9 protein-coding genes and 1 pseudogene are annotated in these 19,003 nt (G+C 37.0%); 9 read left to right on the top strand and 1 reads right to left on the bottom strand.

Annotation, left to right across the window (positions count from 1 at the left end; genetic code table 11):
• The first annotated feature begins 1 nt into the window (after nucleotide 1).
• The 9 genes from P0M11_RS11145 to P0M11_RS11105 all read left to right on the top strand — a co-directional run bounded on the left by P0M11_RS11145 (nucleotide 2) and on the right by P0M11_RS11105 (nucleotide 18,926).
• The gene (locus P0M11_RS11145; RefSeq protein ID WP_275625740.1) at nucleotides 2–1,666 is read left to right on the top strand and encodes a hypothetical protein; all 1,665 of its coding nucleotides are present in this window, start codon (nucleotides 2–4) and stop codon (nucleotides 1,664–1,666) included.
• The gene (locus P0M11_RS11140) at nucleotides 1,647–2,273 is read left to right on the top strand and encodes a hypothetical protein (RefSeq protein ID WP_275625739.1); all 627 of its coding nucleotides are present in this window, start codon (nucleotides 1,647–1,649) and stop codon (nucleotides 2,271–2,273) included. Before P0M11_RS11145 ends, P0M11_RS11140 begins: the two co-directional genes overlap by 20 nt.
• Entirely contained in the window at nucleotides 2,243–2,860 is a 618-nt protein-coding gene (locus P0M11_RS11135) for a hypothetical protein (RefSeq protein WP_275625738.1), read from the top strand. The genes P0M11_RS11140 and P0M11_RS11135 overlap by 31 nt, the downstream gene beginning before the upstream one ends.
• 441 nt (nucleotides 2,861–3,301) lie before the next feature.
• A complete protein-coding gene (locus tag P0M11_RS11130; protein WP_275625737.1) occupies nucleotides 3,302–3,589 on the top strand; it encodes a hypothetical protein in 288 nt (95 codons plus the stop codon).
• Between the two features lie 106 nt (nucleotides 3,590–3,695).
• Nucleotides 3,696–10,205 (top strand): hypothetical protein, encoded by a 6,510-nt coding sequence (locus P0M11_RS11125; RefSeq protein WP_275625736.1) that lies wholly within the window; start codon nucleotides 3,696–3,698, stop codon nucleotides 10,203–10,205.
• Between the two features lie 3 nt (nucleotides 10,206–10,208).
• Nucleotides 10,209–16,349 (top strand): hypothetical protein, encoded by a 6,141-nt coding sequence (locus tag P0M11_RS11120; protein ID WP_275625735.1) that lies wholly within the window; start codon nucleotides 10,209–10,211, stop codon nucleotides 16,347–16,349.
• Nucleotides 16,350–16,566: 217 nt separating this feature from the next.
• A complete protein-coding gene (locus tag P0M11_RS11115; protein WP_275625734.1) occupies nucleotides 16,567–16,905 on the top strand; it encodes an IS3 family transposase in 339 nt (112 codons plus the stop codon).
• Between the two features lie 5 nt (nucleotides 16,906–16,910).
• Complete coding sequence (locus P0M11_RS11110; RefSeq protein WP_275625733.1) at nucleotides 16,911–17,144, top strand: DDE-type integrase/transposase/recombinase; 234 nt, start codon at nucleotides 16,911–16,913, stop codon at nucleotides 17,142–17,144.
• Nucleotides 17,145–18,173: 1,029 nt separating this feature from the next.
• The gene (locus tag P0M11_RS11105; RefSeq protein WP_275625732.1) at nucleotides 18,174–18,926 is read left to right on the top strand and encodes a hypothetical protein; all 753 of its coding nucleotides are present in this window, start codon (nucleotides 18,174–18,176) and stop codon (nucleotides 18,924–18,926) included.
• Here P0M11_RS11105 and P0M11_RS13315 read toward each other — a convergent pair.
• A pseudogene (locus P0M11_RS13315) lies at nucleotides 18,907–19,003 on the bottom strand (transposase); the annotation flags it as partial. The gene P0M11_RS11105 and the pseudogene P0M11_RS13315 sit on opposite strands and share 20 nt — an antisense overlap.

Raw genomic sequence — 19,003 nt, 5'->3', positions numbered from 1 at the left:
AATGAGTTCATTAATCCACACCCTGGAATTTGTGAAGTATTTTACTTTTTCAAATTCAGTAGTTACCCACCATAGTCCCTCTGCAGAATATGTGGATTATGAAAATGTACAAATAGTTACTCCTGAAGGTCTTACTTTCAAAATAAAAAATATGAGATTTAATTATTTTAAACCTCTAGAAAAAAATATTGACAGTCATATAAAAGTGAACTGGGGGGATATTATTATGCAGCCTTCATTGAACGAGTCTACGCAAAATCCTAGTCAAGATCATATTTATATTTTTCACTCTAATCAATTTAAGAATCTGCCGCTGGACATTCAGCAATCCGAAATAAACTTTTTTAATACGCATGTAACTACGGGAGGTTTTTGGGGGCATATTTATTCAATCGTAATACAGGTGGAGGGGGGAAATTCTGCCACGTCTTTTTGGAATTTTATGAATATGACAAAAAGTGAATGGATGTGGAACTTTTTAAATGTTTTAAATAATGCTATATATACCACACACAGTATCAATGAATTAATAAAGTACCCTCCAAGAGTTATTATTGAGGTTCTACGCTCTGATCCACAGAATTTGGGAACTAATAAATTAAAGGATATTATTTCTCTAATAATAAGTTACTGGAATGGAACTTTAAGCAATATTAGTGATGAAGATAAAATGGAACTCTTATTTGAGCTAATGAAATTAGTTTCTGAGGATGAAGCAGAAGAAATTTACAATCACTTTTTTGAGAATGGCTCTTATCGATTTTTGCAAGTTCGTGCTTTATTGAATGATGGAGACATGTTAGCTTTCAATATGCATTTGATGAAAATCTACTACATGAAAATTGATATGGCTACTTACGAAAACGAAATAAGAAATTTGCCTAAAGACCACTTAATTCCAATTATAAGTGAAGATATACCTTTTGGATGGCAAACTTTGTTAACTGTAGGTCCGACTCCATACTTCGAAATGTTAAGTTCAGGATTGAAAATTAATGAAATTAAGTTTCATGTTTATAATATCGGTAATAAACCCCCTGTTATCGAATTAGTTGGCCTTGAAAATCCCTTTAGCATTATACAGAATAAATATTACGCTTACAACGAAATCATTGGCTTAATGCCATGTTTTGACAGAAAGGAGTTAGGTCTAATGAGAGGAATGGTTTATCCTATACCAGCTTTTGCGTTTGAGGCTTTTCATAAAGGTCTCTCAAAGTATTATACAATATGGGATTATATTAATGATTTATCAAATGCTGCAGGAATTGTTTTTCCTTTTTTCAAAGTGATACAAGCAGAAGCTATTGTTAAAAATTTATTTGCGATTATGATTGGAGAAATAGGATTGTTTTTAGATACTAGTACTGGTAAACAGTTTTCGCAAAAAATACAATCAACAGAAAAAGGTAAGACATTTCTCTATACATACTATTTTGTATCAGGATTTTGGGGTAACTTGGAACAAGGTAAAACAATTGTCGATGCATTTAGAAAAAATAAATTCAAAGCAATGTACGATTTTGAAAATCTTTTATCTGCTTGGGGCGCATTTTATGCAGATCCTAATGATTTTATAAGTATTGCAAATGATCCTACTAATAGAGATAAATTGGTTGATGTAATGAATAAAATACAATTACTATATGAAGATAATAAAAAGTAAAATATTGAATTCAATAATGATTGCATTAGTTTTAATTCTTTTTGCAGAATGTAATTCGCAAAAAAAATTAAATGAAGAAGAGATGGTAATTGTAAGTACTTTTATAAACGAAAAGCTACTTGTTGATTTGATATACCCTGAAATTAATGATAAATTCTTTCAACAAATTGAAAAGGATTCTACAAAGCATTATAGTCTTGATGAAAAACACGAAATTTTTAAGAATTTACAGGAAGAGGTTTCACAAAAAAAATATTATATCACAATATCCGATACGCTTTTCGCAGTAAATAATGATTACTATTTAAAAGGGTTAACAGATGCACAAAATTTTCGTTTCATTAATGAAAATTTTATTGAAAAAAGAAAAATCAATTTTAAAGTTATGAATGTCAGGAAAAATCTAATCCTTGTTTCATCTGGAAAAGCAATAGACAAAAGCCGTTATTTAGGAAGCTATGAAATTTCTAGAGTAATTTTTGGAAAAGACGACAGAGCGTTTATTGGAAGTAAAAAAATTTTGGAGAATGGAGAGTATTATAGGGAAATGACAGAATTTAATAAGCGGGGGAACAAATGGGTTATCAAAGAAAGGTGGGAAAACTGACCTACAAATATGAGGCACCTTTTATATTTTATTTGGTATTGATAGTTTCTTTTTCGTGTAGTAATGAAAAAGAAGAAAAGAACTTTGAAGAGAGAATAATAATTGAAAAAATAATAAATGAAAAAATATATGGTCTCTCAAAAAGCAAAATGATGAAAACAGAGGAATTCGCAAATATTGTTGTCAATGAAAATTTTGATTACTCTAAAATTGAAAAAATTAGTGATTCAATTGTAAGCAATCGTGAATTTTATTTTAGTATTTCGGATACTTTAGTGAATATAGACAAACGCTCCAATTTATACAAAACAGCAATGAATCAGTTTGTTTTTGTACCAATTGAAGATTCCAATATTTCTAAAGTATTACATATTGAAAATCTAGTAATTAAATCAAATCTTATAAGAGTTAAAAACAAAGATCAAATTGACAGTAATTATTTCTTAGGAAAGTTTAAATTTTCAAGGGTCATTTATGAAAAGGGGAGGAGGGAAAGAGCATTAGTTTTTATGTTTACTGAAGATACCCCTTTTCTCTTTCCGGTATTCTTACTTGAAAAACATAATAATGAATGGGAGATTGAATAAAATATCCCGATGTCGGGGATTTGCAATCTGTGACCGTCAAACTTTACCTGTGTGCTGTTGTTGTCGGATGTGGAAAAGCGGTCAGGAAAAATTTTGGCCGGAGCCTGGGCTTGCTGTCCATTTTTCCACATCACAGATGATAAACCACCCAATGAGTCATGATGGCGTTCGTAATTGTAATCCTTGCCCATTCCTCAGTAGCACTTCTTGCTGGACGGCTGCTTTTTAACTCTGTAGAAGGCAAAAACCCACTTTAACACTTATTTAACTATTCCACCTCTCATCCGATAGATATTATTGTCTAATTTAGAATACAAATAGAATTCTTCAATGATATTGCTGAAATATTGTATATACATATTTCTAAACAGGATGAGGGTTAATAGGTAGGGAAAATGGTCTGTTAGGCATTCATTGTTGACAAAAAAATATTGTCAAACTATGCCTGTAACAACCTCTCCTTCTTTGCCCACTACTGTCGACAGCAATGGCCGCAACCTTAGACCCGAGTTCCGCGGCTGGTTCTTTCTCGAAAACACCAATTACTCTCAAACTGCCGGCAACCAGTTTGGAGTTTTGAACAGCACTGTTTTTCGTACCACCTCCCGAATCCAGTTCACAGGAAAAGTGTATTTTATATGTTCCGGACAAATTTTCCTACAGCTCATAGAAATGATAAAAGTAAACTTTGTTCTTAAACCTATTGTACATTTCCCTTATGTTATATAAACAATCAAGGACAAATAGTCTCTAGCAACCTTGCTGCTATGATGTACTTCAATCGACATTAGCAGTATCATACTTTATTGCCATAGAACCTTAAAAAAGAAAAAAAATGCCTACACCTCCAATAACAAGCAGATATTATCCTCGGCTTTCGTCAGTAGTTTCGGAAAACGATATTCCTGATATTTTAGGGTTTATTAAAACTGGAGTTGTTAATCTTCTGGATAGAATCTATTTTAAGGATTTGCAGTACAGCAAAAGTCCTAAAGGAGATGCAGCATTTTACGGCCTTTCGATTGTGTCTCCCAAAAGATTGGACATAGAAATCCCCGGAACTGGCATATATCTTATCTTAAATTATGATGCAGATGACTCCGGTCTTTCTTCTTTCCCTATTACTGTAGAATACGAATGGAAAATTCTGGCTTATCTTAGGTTCTTCAGTCTGGGCAATTTTTCCTTTAGTCCTGAGCAGATTTTTGAGGTAGCTTTACGTGTCCTCAATATTTCAGAAGAGCAGGCAATTTCACATTTCATTAATACTTTTGTAGAACCTGCAGACCAGAATACCACGCCATTGCAGCAGTTTATCACCGATTTAAACGTACAGAACCCAAATTGGAGCAGTCCTATACCAAATCCCAGTACAGTAACCACAATAACCGAAGTTGTAGAAGATATCTCCAGCAGGGCCCAGAACTACTCGTCACTGGTCGCATTTGCGAAATATCTGCTTACAAATAATACTCAGGACACTGCTAATAAGGTAAAAGCGTATTTCCGCGTTCTTGTACCTCAAGATGTGGACGAATTTATTAGGGAGGTGATTACCCCCAAGTTCCGGGCTACACTGCTCCTTTCCGCAGCTATTGAATTTCCTAGAAACATTCTGAGACCTGTATATCCGTATGGTACTTATGACAACAGCACTATACCTCCAACCAATATTTCTTTAAACGAAATTCCGGAGACGGCTCTTAATAATAAACTTATACTCTCCTTTGCAGAGGCACTTTTTTATGCTGACACTGAACGGGGCTTTGGATATAATCTTGATTTAGTCTTAAACCTTAACCAACCGGCAATGATCGGTAACACAGGGCTAATTATAGATATCCGTAATTTAAAAATAGATATAAGCAAAACAGAGAATATTGCAGAAGCTGATGCCGACGGTCGTCCCAAAGAATTTATGGGTGTGTATATGGAATACACCGAAGTATTTCTTCCAAAAAAATGGTTTAAAAAGGAGAGTGGTCAGACCATTGGTATATCTGCAAATCACCTTTTAGTAGGAACGGGGGGAATTTCAGGAAATATCTCTATCCGGGCAACGTACGCTTTCGCAATGGAAAACGGACAACCTGTTGTAACCAGCTACTTTCAGGATTATTTTGAATTGGATTATTCCAGCCTGTCCGTTTATTCGATGGCGGACCCTTTAAATTCGATTCCAATTCAGAATCACGCGCAATTAGTAGCCTATATTAACTCCTTGCCTAATCCTGGATTATTAAAGTTTCAGTTTCCCGTTAAACTTAATTATAACGGAGCAATAAAAGAGTTCAAGGCAGAAGGAGAGTACCTCGCCTTCATCCAGTCTCTCCAAATGAATTTCTTTGATTTTAATTCATATTTAAGATTCGAACTGGGACAAAATGAAAACAGAAAATGGGAAATTGGTTTCCGAAAGTTTGATATAGATTTCCACCACGGAAAAGTCGTTTATTCGGCTCTGGAAGCAGCTCTTAAAATCACTAAATTTAAAAAAGTAAATCCCCAATCAGGACAATCAGAAACTCTATACATTGACTTTTACGGTGAGTGGGAAAGTAACGAAAACTTCAAACTTTCGGCCACTTTCCTGCCTGAACTGAAAATGAATCTGTTTAACATTCTAGACTTCAACCTTCAAAATGCCACTTTGGGCAAGGAAAACAATAATTTTTATATAGAAGCTGATACAAAAATATTCTTCACAACAGATTTAGGTATAAAGTTAATGGGAAATACGCCCATTGACCTTCCGGCTATCCGGATTTATGCCAATGGAAGGTTTGAAATTGCAGGGGGTAATACCAGTATTCCAGTCAATATTAATCTGCCCCTCGGCCCGGTGGGAATGTCTGTAACAGCTATTCATTTTGGCAGCATTCAAAAAGAACATAATGGCAGGATGCGACAGTATAATTATGTTGGATTTGACGGTGGTATAAGTGTTAACCCAATAGGTTTGGATGTAAGAGGAGATGGTATAAAATATTATTATACCATAGACAATGATGAAATGGCGGCAGAATATGGGGGAGATGATAAAGATTACAGACACGACTATTTCCATATCTCCACAATTGAAATAGATTTGGTTATCCCTGGAGATGCAGATCCAAGCACGGCAACAGCCATTATAAAGGGATCACTGACGATTCCCGAACCAGGTGTTTCCACTGAGTACCGGGGAAAAGTTTCAGTGCAAATCCCTAAAGCCAGCATTTACGGTTCAGCTGAAATACGATATGACCCTAAATATCCTGCTTTTGCTGTGGATGCGATGGTGGAGTTCCCGGTACCCATTCCGCTAGGACCGATTGGGATATTTGGATTTAGAGGCCTTATCGGACGCCGGTATGTCGCTGAAAAGGAAGCTGTTGGAATGACTCAAAATGATACCTGGTATGACTATTATGTGTCTGCACCACGGGGGCTACATTTAGATCCTAAATTCAGTGGCCCAGACAAGACTAAAGATTATGCAAATGCTTTCTCAGTAGGTGTAGGAGCTTCCATAGCACCAACAGGCGGAGACCGAATTATGTCACTTAGGGCTATGATGTTGCTTTCTCTTCCGAGCATGTTTGCGATAGATGCAGGGCTAACCATATTGAGTGAGAAATTGGGAATAGCAGAAGTTGATCCGAAAGAGCCTCCATTCTATGCATTCATAATTATTGGAGACAGTTCATTGGAGTTTGGTGCGGGTGCGAACTTTATGGTCAATAAGAAGAATGGTTCATACATTCATGTCCAGGCTGAAGTGCAGATGGGATTCTTCTTCAAGAATCAAAAACCTTGGTATATTAACTTTGGCACCAAGGAAAAACCAATAAAAGTTTTAATGTTGAAGGATACAATTCCTATCAACGCGCAGGGATTCCTGATGATTTCTGCATCTGGAATAGAATCCGGTGCCAGGATTGACCTAAACTTTAACCTCCTAATTTTAAAAATATGGGCAGTCGTAGAAATAGGCGGTCACGTTAGTTTTGAAAGGCCACAAGTAGGAGGATATTTATATGTAGAGGGCGGAGCAGAAGTCAATTTATGGATTGTTAAAGTTTCTATTTGCGTTTCTGTTTACTTTAGGATTGAGTTGGTAAAGCCCTTCCTCATTTTGGCTGAACTTCAAATTAATATTAAGGTAAAAGTTTTTATAATCAAAGTTAGCTTGAAAGTTAAACTGGTTTTCAAATGGGAGAAAAATAACCAGGTTGATACCGCACCTGTTGCTCCGATTACCTATCAAGATGACAATCCCTCTGTATATCCTGACTTAGCAAAGAAAAGCAGAGTAGAGGATGCTGTAAAGGGCATTCATATGCTAACTTATGAAGAATTTGAAATTAATTACCTGGGTATTATCGGGCAACCCGATTTAAATAAAATTACTTCTACAATACCACTCGACACTTATATAGATATCAGCACTGAAAAAGGCCTGATTCCCACGGCATTGGTTGGTCAAAAAATTGGTGGGCATACGGGAGCCGCTCATAATTTTACTGATCTTATACCTCCAAAAAAAGTAGTAAAAGGGGGACACACACTGCGACAGGTTAAGCATCAGTATTCCATCGAAGATATACAGATAAAGTTTTACGATTATAACAGTTTACAATGGAAGGACTATCACCCGTACAAGGCTATGGAGCCATCTCAAGCCGTGGATTCATTAAAGGTAGGGTTTTGGCAAAAGAACAACAATCAATATAACTCTATCCGAATACTTGGTACAACACCTTTTAGTTTTATGGATGGGAGTCAGCCGGGCTGGTTTACTCCTGAGCAATACGGAATAACGCCTTCCTCATTATTCTGTACAAATACTATTAGCAACTGGTATCATTCAAATTTTGAGAATAAACCTTTGGGAACCAGCTACTATCCACCAACACAGTATCCCAATGAATATATCAACGGGGCCTATTACAATTTATTTGGGGACTGGTACGGAATGTATTCACAGGGGAGCAACGGAAGTATGCTTCAGATTCAGGGAGTGGACAATATGGTAGTTACTAATGCTGCCAACTCTCATAACTTTTCAAATTCATTGACTTTTTCCAATAACAATACTTTGGTAATTACTTTGGAAGAAGAATCGGCACTTGTAAATATTGCTCTTTCTACTTTAGCAAAAGGGGTAACAATAAAATACTATAAAACTGTACCGACTAATGCAATTTATCCAACCTACGTCCTCATTGAGGAAATTTACAAAACTCAATCTGAATTAAATAATATAGTAGAATATTCTAGCCAAAACTTTCCGCATCAGTATATTTCAAAAATCGAGATCATACCTGATAATACCGATCAAACCGCGATCAACATTATTAATAACCAAATAGAACAACTGTGGGCTAATGCGATTACCAATACCAATGGAGCCGTTACAGCGGTGGTATTATCTCCTCAGGAACAGGAAGAATATGAAGCTCTCCTTGGTGAACTTAATTATCTTCTTTCTCTTTCCTGCAACAATCAATCTTGTCAAAAAGATGAATTATTATGTGAATTTTTGGAACAACTTACCCAATCGCTAAACAGTTGCATACAATATATAGGAGTGGAAGACCTTTTCTATGATAACTGGCACTGCTTTACGGGGATGGTTCATTCCATAGAAAGTTTTAGCCTGCAATATCCAGACTATCATCTTTATACACAATTAGAGAGTAAAATAGATATACTCCTTTTATATCCTAGCGTGGCCCGCCCCCCTTTCTTATCTGGTGCTTTAAGTGCTGCTCAAGGCCTATTGAACCAGATATCAATTATAGGAAACTGCAATTGCCAGACAAACGACCCGGTAATTTGTACTACATCACTGCAACAGGTTTCCTGGATGACTGTTTTAGATTATCAAACGCAGCAGACCATACCTTCACAAGCTGCTATAGAGGCCGATTATCAGCAGATGGTCGCCGGCATTGAAGCCCACACCCAACCAATATGGAAACCAAATACCACCTACTGCATACATATAAAATTGAAAGATAACATCAATGACGGGCAAACAGCAGGAGCGGTTTGGGAGTATACGTTTGGTTTTAAAACAGTGGGCCCTCTAGGGCATTTTGATAAGCGTACTGATTATATCAAATTTGATGATGAAAATAATGATAATATAAATGACAATAAGCGGGAGGAGTATCCCATTACAGGATTAAAATCCTACATAGATATGAGACGGTCCTATCCAAATGCTGGGGGAAATCTGCTAGGATCAAAACCATTGTTCTATGGACATTATCAATGTAAGTTAAACATATTTTTCGTGAAACCATATGTCTATCATATGTTTAATACATGGCAAAGCTATCAAGGATTAAATGCTATCAAGGGAAATATTCATACTATTATCAAAGATCCTGTAACAGATCAAATAATTCCTTATCCACTACCCCAAGACTGGCTGCAAAACCCACCTGATTCCGTACCTGTACCCAGCGCGGTGTCGCCGGGATGGATAGACGATGATGATCCTAACCTACCTTTGAGCATTCAGCAACTAAATAGCTTTATCAATTCTGTGAATGCCAACAGCAATTCCATTAATTGTAACATAGAATTAGGGGAACCAATAAAACCAAAATCCTATAGCTATTCATTAATCGTTAAAAACTTGGAACCGCAAAAGCTTTACACGGCTATTATTTATAATGCGTTTGATGAAAATGAAAGTGGCGAAATTGCTAATCAGACAAATCAAGCAAATGAAATTATTTATGAAGAGACACAGAAAATACATGAATATGTTTTCAAGACTTCAAGATATTCAGATTTCGCCCAACAAGTAAATAGTTACCAATTGAAAGAATACGATGATAACGGTAATTTATTGGAAGTGAAATCCGCTGTTTATGATATCGTAGTTGATCTTACCCCATTACAAATTAGTGAAACATATACTACTATGGAAGGAATGCATTTGGATGGAATAAGCAATGTTTTTTCCAATCCCTTTGATAGAATTGTGGAAGGAATTTGGGGATTACGACCATTAGATCCGCCAAATTTTACAGAGTTTATCAAGCTCAGAAACCAAGACTTGGATGTGATTGCACTCATTATTAGAAACCCAGAACCTTTCAATGATCCAAAAACCCCGGTGGATATAAATCTGCAAACTATTGAAATTACGGAGGTAGCCACAGACGGCAACCCTGGGTACAAGAAACTTTTTTCAAAAGATTATTCACAAGTTATTATTATGAACCCTGATAAAAAAATTACCGCGCAAACACTTACCTTCCGTTTTAAATATTTACTCTGGAATGGATCTGAGTATCAGGAAATCGAGACCGTTACCGTAAACAATATTCATATAAATAATTAAACCATGAGTTTTTTAAAGTATCTAAACTTTTTCCATGAGGCAGTAAGGATGTATCGTGCCAAAGAAATTGCTGAACTCATTATTGCTTGTGGCCAGAACATAGAATCAAAGAACGGTTTGTTATGCTGTTATGATCCTGACGGTAATATTAACTGGAGCAAAGAATACTATTTTGAGACAGAATATCCTATTTCATTTGTTGAAATAATTCAAAATAAAGAAGCTTTCATTATTGCAGGAGTAGAAGAAGTTTCGGAAAGGGAGTTTAATCCCTTCATTATTATGGTAGATATAGAAGGTGAATTGGTTTGGTACAGACAGTTTAAAGAGATATCCCTGTCTGATCGAAAAATTTTACTGTCTCCATTTTATTCCGAAAATTTTCATGTAGGCTTTTTTGATGAAAGGAGCGCCAGAAGCAAAATCTATTTTTTTGATTCGGAAGGAGGCGTGTTAGAAAGTATAGATGTAATTCCTACTTATGATTCTACCTTTAGAATTACTGGAATGTCCAGCTGGGGTGAATTACTATATGTGTGTGGAAATGAACCTCGGGAAGGGGCCCAGTCTTTAAATACCGGACTGCTAATTACACTAAATATTAATTTGGCCTATATCTCGAGTGAATTTTTTGTGCATGAAAGAGGAGGCCTCAATTTCAAAGGATTATTTACATTGGATGACAAAGTGTTATTGTATGGTAAATTAATTGAAAATGGTCAGTCCTTTATCATTGATGCAAGTGCACAATTAATTGGAATATATGACACAGATGAAGGTGCTGAAATTGAATGTATATTTAGACATGACCAATATCTGCTTCAAATAGAAAATCAGGAAATTACTTCCATTTATCAGGACTTAACCCCTGAATGGAGTAGACTCATACTCTTGGAAGATTTAAAAATTGACGCTTTTGCACATACTACCGACGTAGTTTTTCATGGTAAACAGGCAAATTTCTTAGGGCTGCTTGCCAATAACCTAGACTCTTGTAAAACTACGGATACTACTACCATACAATATTTTGTACAAGAGATCACATCAAAATATATAGAATATCTAAGTGAAAAAATTGAGGCCACCCTTTTGGAGGATATAAAAGTAGAGGTTTCTAATGTGGAAACTGAGACCAGTAATATCTGTGACGACGAAGTACCCAGTACTGGAACTACAATTAATTATAGCAGTTTGACCTCTCTTCAAACACCTAATTTCTATCTCCAAGCGGTCGGTTCCACTGGAAATGATAGTACCGCGGGAATACACCTGCGATGGACCTTTGGGGGGAAACTTTCCGAAAATCATTTGCCAAAAGGAAACATGGCCAGTACTCAGGTTAATTATAATAAACCTGATGACTTTGTTAAAATATATCGGGCTCTCTATCTACCCAAAATATTTACTTTAAACTTAACTTCTCCACCACAACTTGTGGACAGCTCTCAAAGACTATGGGTATATAAGTTCAACAATAACCAGAGGATTTTTTATGTTTATTTCCATAACACCCTCAAATATGATCAGATATCCAACATCATCAATCCTCTTTCTGATCCTGCAGGTTTCCTTAGCTATTACGCTAATGAAATTATTGAAATTATTTGTAGGAACGACCTCTATTTTGCCTGTGAACCCAAGGTTGAAAATATTTCAGCAATGAGTTCCTTGCAATTGGAAGGACTGTCAGTAAATGAGAACAGCAATTTATTACCTTATCACCTCGCATATCGAAAAATACTCTCTCCACAGGAACTTAATGCGGGTGTTAAATTTTACGCTGAAAATGGTAAAAAGATCAGGTTTAAAGCAGCTAACTGTTTGGTAAAGAGAATTGATTTTGAGTTTTATTCCGATTTTATCACTCAGACTAACCAGATCCAAGGCTGGAATAAAGTTGATGATTTTGCGCTAGTAGTAGATACAGCAATAGCAGTGGAAAGATTAGAGCCTTCTCCACAAGCAGTGGATAACAAATGGCTTCGTTACAACGACGGTGCAAAGGTTCGGATCGCTAATTATATACACAAGTGGGAGAGGACGACCAACCCTCAGGATCCTTTAGATAAAGACATAAAGGATATAGTAGCGAAGTATGTAGAACTAAGTAATTACCAACTCAACCCGAAAGCTAATGAAACTTTAAATATAAACTTTATAGATCCTTCATCCACTGGGAATATTCATATTACTAATGCTCCACCTGAGCCGGGCGACATGGAGGTATCATATTTAGATTTACTAAATATTGCAGCACTGGATTACCATGTAGCGAGAATGCTTGGATTGGGACATTTGGAAACAGGTGGCAATATTATGAACGGGGAGTATATTTATTTAGCAGAATATTATACAAATGCAAACTTAGATATTTCTTCTTCTGATAAAAACTTCCAACTTATATCAATGTCCCTCCCTACTTCAGCTAATATAGAGCGTCTGCCATTACCTGTAGAAATTTGGAAGGTGGTTCCAGGGATGGAAAACTCCCCTGGAAGTGGAAATCTGTATGACATTAATGGCTACTCTTTCGACGGAAAAAAAAGATTTGTAAGTATTTATAATCATCAGGTTGGAGAAACAGAAATTAACCCTGCCTTCTTTTCTTCCTTCCACGATTTTGATGCCTCTTCATTCACTAATTCAGTTTATGCCGGTATAGAATATCGCCATATTTTTCCAGGTACTGTGGATAGCGGAGTTTGGGTGAGGCCCGAATTGTCCCACGATACAACGTATACTAATAGTGATGGTTCTTTGGAGACTGTTCCAATCCAAATTCCAGATTATAACGTAGCCTTATTCATGCACAAACAAGAGAGAAGCGGAACATATGTTTATGCAACTTATGGAATAAATTGGTTTTCGAGAGCAACTACAGGTGGAGAAATAGCCATTGAAACAGATCTAAAACCTACTAATAATTTATTGCCTCCAACAGGATGCCAGAGTTTTCTGGTTCAGAAAGAATATCCGTTGATGTTTACATCAGCTGAAGAACAGCAAAGATATGTTGCAATTGCAGGATCAGATAAAACCTTGGTTCGTCTTCTCTTCGATTATCACATCTTTCAAGATGAACAGATATATCAAATTCCTGCTGATTCCCCTAACCCTCATCAATTTGTTACAGACACAACAAGTCTTTATCCTGATGCAGAAGAAGTATTGGCGGATGATATTGAAATTTATTTTAGGAATTTCCCACCTAAGACCATTACCGCACAAGTTTCAAAAGTAGGGAACAATTATAATGTTGTACCCCATCCTACCAACCAGCTTCTTGCAGTAATTAATACCATGGATTACCCGGTTCCAAGTAGCGCGGTTCCGCATCCTACTAATCCTGGGCAGGTCAGCTACACTGAGGTTTGGAAATCTGAGATTCCAGTTGGGACAACTATAAATAGTTTTATAGGCGGTATTTTACAATTGGGGAATGACCCTTATATTATTCACCAAATTACACCGACATCTACAGGTCTCACCTTTACGGTTTATAAGAAGGATGTTAGCGCGGCAATTATGGCAGGTAATTCAAACCCATCTGTAAGCGCGACAAATTTGTCACTTCCTGTTATTGATCCAAACACTGGGGGTATTTTTAATGCGACCGAAAACTTACAAAACTTAAGCAATTGGGACACGACCAATCCCAATGTGGTAAAAGTGAAAATTGGGGACCACAGCTGGCCCGTTCATCGTGAACTATTTCAGACGATACAATCCAACGGCTCGATAGAAAAATTTATACAGAAAAGCAGAGGAATTTGGCATCATGGAACGGTGGAAATGGTATTCTCACCAATATATGAGTATCATAAAGCCAACGGGGAGATTATTAAATACTTCAATCCCTTTAACAACAATGACCCGCATAATTCAACTTATCCACCTGCACCTATTATTCATCAGGGAATTTACAAAGTCACCCTAAACAATTTCTCTTTACCCGATCATTCACAAACCTCTGTAGCTGGAAATTCTGTAGAATGGCATAAAGGTTATGTGCGGCTTTTTACCAATGAAGCCTTTGGTGGCGTTGGAGATCCTATTCCGTCACAACCGCGAACGAGTTTTCGCGTCGTGAGAAGTGAAAACATTGGCAGCAATGCGAATGGCGATACTATCCTCTATGTTGTAGACGAAAATTTTGAAATTGAGGTTGATTCCTCTAGTAATCCCATCTTTGTAATAGAGGGAAATTCTTATATCTCGAAAGCTACAGATCCCGTATTGGGAAACTCAATTCAAGTAAATTACTATCCTTCCTATAGGGTGTACTTGTATCAAGATTCTGCGAACAATCTCACTAATAATGCCATAATGCCTTCGGCACCTGAACTGGTAAAATACTCCATTTTCGCATTTAAAGCAGTTGATAATGATACGCTTGACTTGCAAGGCAATAAGTATAAATCTGCTTTTAGCATACCATGTACATTAGCTGCTCAAAGAATTATCGAACCTCTAAAACCTGAACAACCCTCAGGGTCCACTTTTGCCACCCGCCCAGACAAATTCGGTAAGTCAACCTACTCAATTATCACAAAATTTCAGCACATTCCTTATTCTGTCCTTTTTCTACGAGCAGACAACAATATTTTATTAAATGCAATTTATAGCGAACAAACCGTTCAGTTGATAAAAGACAATTTAATACTGTTGGGAAATGAAAATGAGCTATTTTTTAATGACAGATGGCAAAACTTTGTAGATTTTGAGACATTGGAAACAGAAGGGCATTATCGTTATTATCCGGCTCCAGCTCCCGCAGGAGAGAATTACAGATTCCCGCTTCCCGATAAAACTTCTTTTTTTGAAGAAATTAATGCATTCATTAACTACCATAATCAACGATTTGGCACAACCAATCCCCTCGTCGATCAGTCTACCTACGGAAATATCAATTTAAATGCTATAATTATAGCCGCAGTCTCTAATCAAAATATGGATATAAAACTTGCAAATTTTGTACAGGAGAAACTTGAAAACTGTTTTCTGCCCCTGACCGAAATTCCTATCATATATTCACATGTAAAATCTTTATCGTCAGGACATAGACCTGTAAATGTGAAGCAGAATATTCGGGATAAAAATGGATACTTGTTGCAACCAAATGATCCTGACTTTGCTATGGCCCCAATGATGACAATTTTAAATACACAAACTTCAGAGACCCTTTTTACCGATTTCACACTGGATGGAACATCTGACAATTTTTACTTTTATGCCGCACGTGAAGTAGGGAGCCAAATGAGCATGAGTGAATTCAGTAAGATAAAGGGGCCCGTTCGCCTGGTAAACACTAATCCTGCCGAGCCCCCTAAAATAATGAGCTTACAACCAATTTTGGAAAACCGAGCGCTAGGAATAGCCAGTAAAGTTCGTGTCGAGATCAATCGTTATCCCGAAGTACAAAAAATAAATAAAATTAGCCTATACAGAACTGACAACCGATTAACTGCTGAGTCAATATTAAGTATGAAGCTAATTAAGACGGTAGACATTAACGATGTTGACGTGGACCAGACCACTGGCACATGGAGTATTTATGATCATTTCGAAGATTTACCCGAGGTTCCATACAGTGACCCTCTTTTCTACAGAATTAGCGTTTCTAGACAAGTAGAATATGACACAACTGATTATTTAACAGGAAATCCAAACTCCATCGAAGTTGTAGAACAGGCTCCTTCGATGCCATCAAAGATTACTATCACAACTATGGTAGAGACATCCAATCCTGCGGCTCCCATCCTGAATTTTAACTCTGATCCTATCACGGGAGATTATATTCACAATGGATCTTTTGAATGGAATAAAGTATGTTATAAGGGAGTATATCATTTATACAAGATGAGTGACAAGGGGAACTGGAAAGAAATTGCCAGAGTCAATACTGATAAAAATGACACTCAATTAGCGCACCTCCTTCTTTTAGATGAAACCACCGGAAATTGGTTAAGCCATGATACTTTAAATATACTTAATGGTACCTTATCTCTGGAATTGTCAAAGCTTAATTTAGATCCTTTATTAATCGTAGATATGGAAGGTAACCGTATTTATCATCATTTTAACCTTGTGGCAGAAAACACAGCAAATATGTTCAGTACTGACGAAAATATAATGACGGTTTAGTATGCAAATCCTATGTACTAAAAAGGTACTAGTAAAAAGAAAAGATGCTTAAAATAATTACCACGTTGTGAAAAACAGTGCACCGAAACTACCCTCTAATAATCTACCATATAACCGTTAGTATTGAGACAGCGATTCTGTTAAAATTTTCTTCACTTCGCCTACGAGCGATTGTGGCTCCAGTACCTTCACTTCCTTTCCCAAGCAGACCCATAGAATGAGTATTCGTAAGGCGTGTGATGTTTTCAGGGTAAGCAGTTCGGTGCTTTATTACAAAAAGCGGAGCAATAATGAAGATGACCAAATCCGTGAAGAAGTGCTGCCGCTGGCAAATCAACACCAAACGTGGGGCTTCTGGCTAATGCGCCACCGTTTGAAGAACCTTAGTTTTAGGTGGAACCACAAAAGGATTTACCGAATTTACACTCCGATGAAATTGAACCTTCGCAACAAGCGTAAGAAGCGGCTGCCGGCACGGGTACAGGAGCCGCTACTGCGGCCGGTTTACCCGAATGTGACTTGGAGCATGGATTTGACTACGTCGAAACTGCGTTAGGTTTTATGCACGACACGCTGGAATGCGGCAGGAAAGTACGTAGCCTGAACATAATGGATGACTTCAACCGTGAGATTTTACAAGTTAGCATTGAGGCAAGTTTGCCCTCTGCAAAAGTGATTGCTGGTTTGGAACAGTTGATCGATTGGCGTGGAAAACCTGAAAGAATCAGAGTGGACAACGAACCGGAGTTTATTGCTCAAAAAATGAAAGACTGGTGCGATTTTCAATCGAACTGAAGTTCATACAGCCGGGAAAACCAACACCGAACTCACTGATCGAGAGATTCAACCGCACCTTCAGGAGCTAGTTTCTGGAGGTGTACCTGTTTGAGAATATAAAACAGATGAAGAATTATGCAGAAGTCTGGATGTGGAAATATAATAACGAACGATCCCACAGCGCACTTCAGTATCTAACACCGAGAGACTTTCTGTTGAAATATGGAAAAATCACATTGGACAATGTTGAGGATTTTCCCACATTCCAACAAAATTTCGACAACATCAACAGTAAAATATCAACAAAACACTCTATTTTTGAGTGTGCCTGAGATCGGGAAGATTACAGCTCTGGAAACTTAATACGAGTATATAATACAACTGTAAATCCTGATCCTTTTGAGTATTTATATCACAATTATGAATATGATGAAATGGTTAAAGTATTTATTTGGAGAACAAATGAACAAGTTAGTCTGGAACAGGGCAGGATTATACCATTGCCCGCCTTTGCAGTAAAAGCTTTTCATAATGCCATTTCAGATGATATTACCTTAGTAGATGTAATTAGTAAGATTGTAGAAACAATTGGTATAATACTTCCTTATGTGAATTGCTACAGATTGTGGAAATTGGAGCAGTGTGGAAGATGTAGATCTTTTGGCAACTTCTTTTGCTACTGAAAATGCCTTTGGAGGTATGTACATATCGTATCTTGAACCAGAATTAAGTATAGTAAAAGCCCAAAAGGAGATGCTGCTTTCTATGGACTTTCAGGACATACTTTTTTGATAAATTCAATCTCAAATTCCACTATATTGATAGGTATAAGCCCACATTTCCAATAACGAAAATCACTTTTAACAATTATTTAACCAATTGGTAGAATTTTATGTGGAATTAATTATCTAATTTAGGAAAGGAAAATAATTCTTCAATAATTCTGCGAAAATACTGTATGCCGTTGTTTTTTGTGATGGGATGAACGTGATTAAGTGGACTACACAGATTTGAAGCATCTATTGATGAAAATGAAAATCTTAAGCTATGCCTGTTTATACCACCTCTCCGTCCCTGCCAACTTCTGCCGATCCTCATGACCGAAACATACGCCCAGAACTTTGCGCGGAATCTTGGTTCTTTCTGGAAAACACTAATTATTCACAATTCGCAGGCAACCAATTCGGTGTTTTAAATGACACGGTTTTTCGAACTACATCTCTCATTCAATATACGGGGAAGGTGTACACAATTTGTTCCGGACAGGTGTTCATCCAGCCGCATGGGAATGATTCCACAAAAATAAACCTCATACTGAAACCCTTCAGGCAGCCTGTAAACGGTTTACCTATAAAATATATCATTTACAGGGGGCTTAAGAAAGATAATTTTTTTGATTCTAACGATATAGTTTTAGGAGAGGACGACCCGAAGGCAACCGGTCTTACCAAACGGATAAGGAAGGAATTCGCGGATTTTTATGCAAACAACAGTGCTCTTACGAAGCCACCTTTTAAGGCCTGGCTTATAGGTTTTCCAAATCCCAATGCACCCGCAGCGGAGCAACAGTCCGGGGATGACTATATTGACGAATATTTCTTCAAAATGTCCAATCCTGATAATCTCACATCAGAACCGGAGAAAAAAGCGTTCGAACTTCCTATGATTCCTGGTGGCACTTATATCGGCGATGCACAGGGTACTCTGGGGATTGATATTGTACTGAACGAGGGTGACTTTACAATAGAGAACGACCGGATCAGGAACAAAACCTGGGGGATTAGGCAAAAAGAGTGGTAAGCCTGTAGAGGAAGAAGGACCTGTCTTTTACGCCACGTAACTGGATTCTGAAGTTTTTGATTTTTGCATTGAAGGAT

This window comes from Kaistella sp. PBT33-4 (assembly GCF_029194425.1).
Classification (GTDB): domain Bacteria; phylum Bacteroidota; class Bacteroidia; order Flavobacteriales; family Weeksellaceae; genus Marnyiella.
The sequence above is the reverse complement of the archived record's forward strand: the minus strand, read 5'-3'. Positions and strand labels throughout refer to the sequence as shown.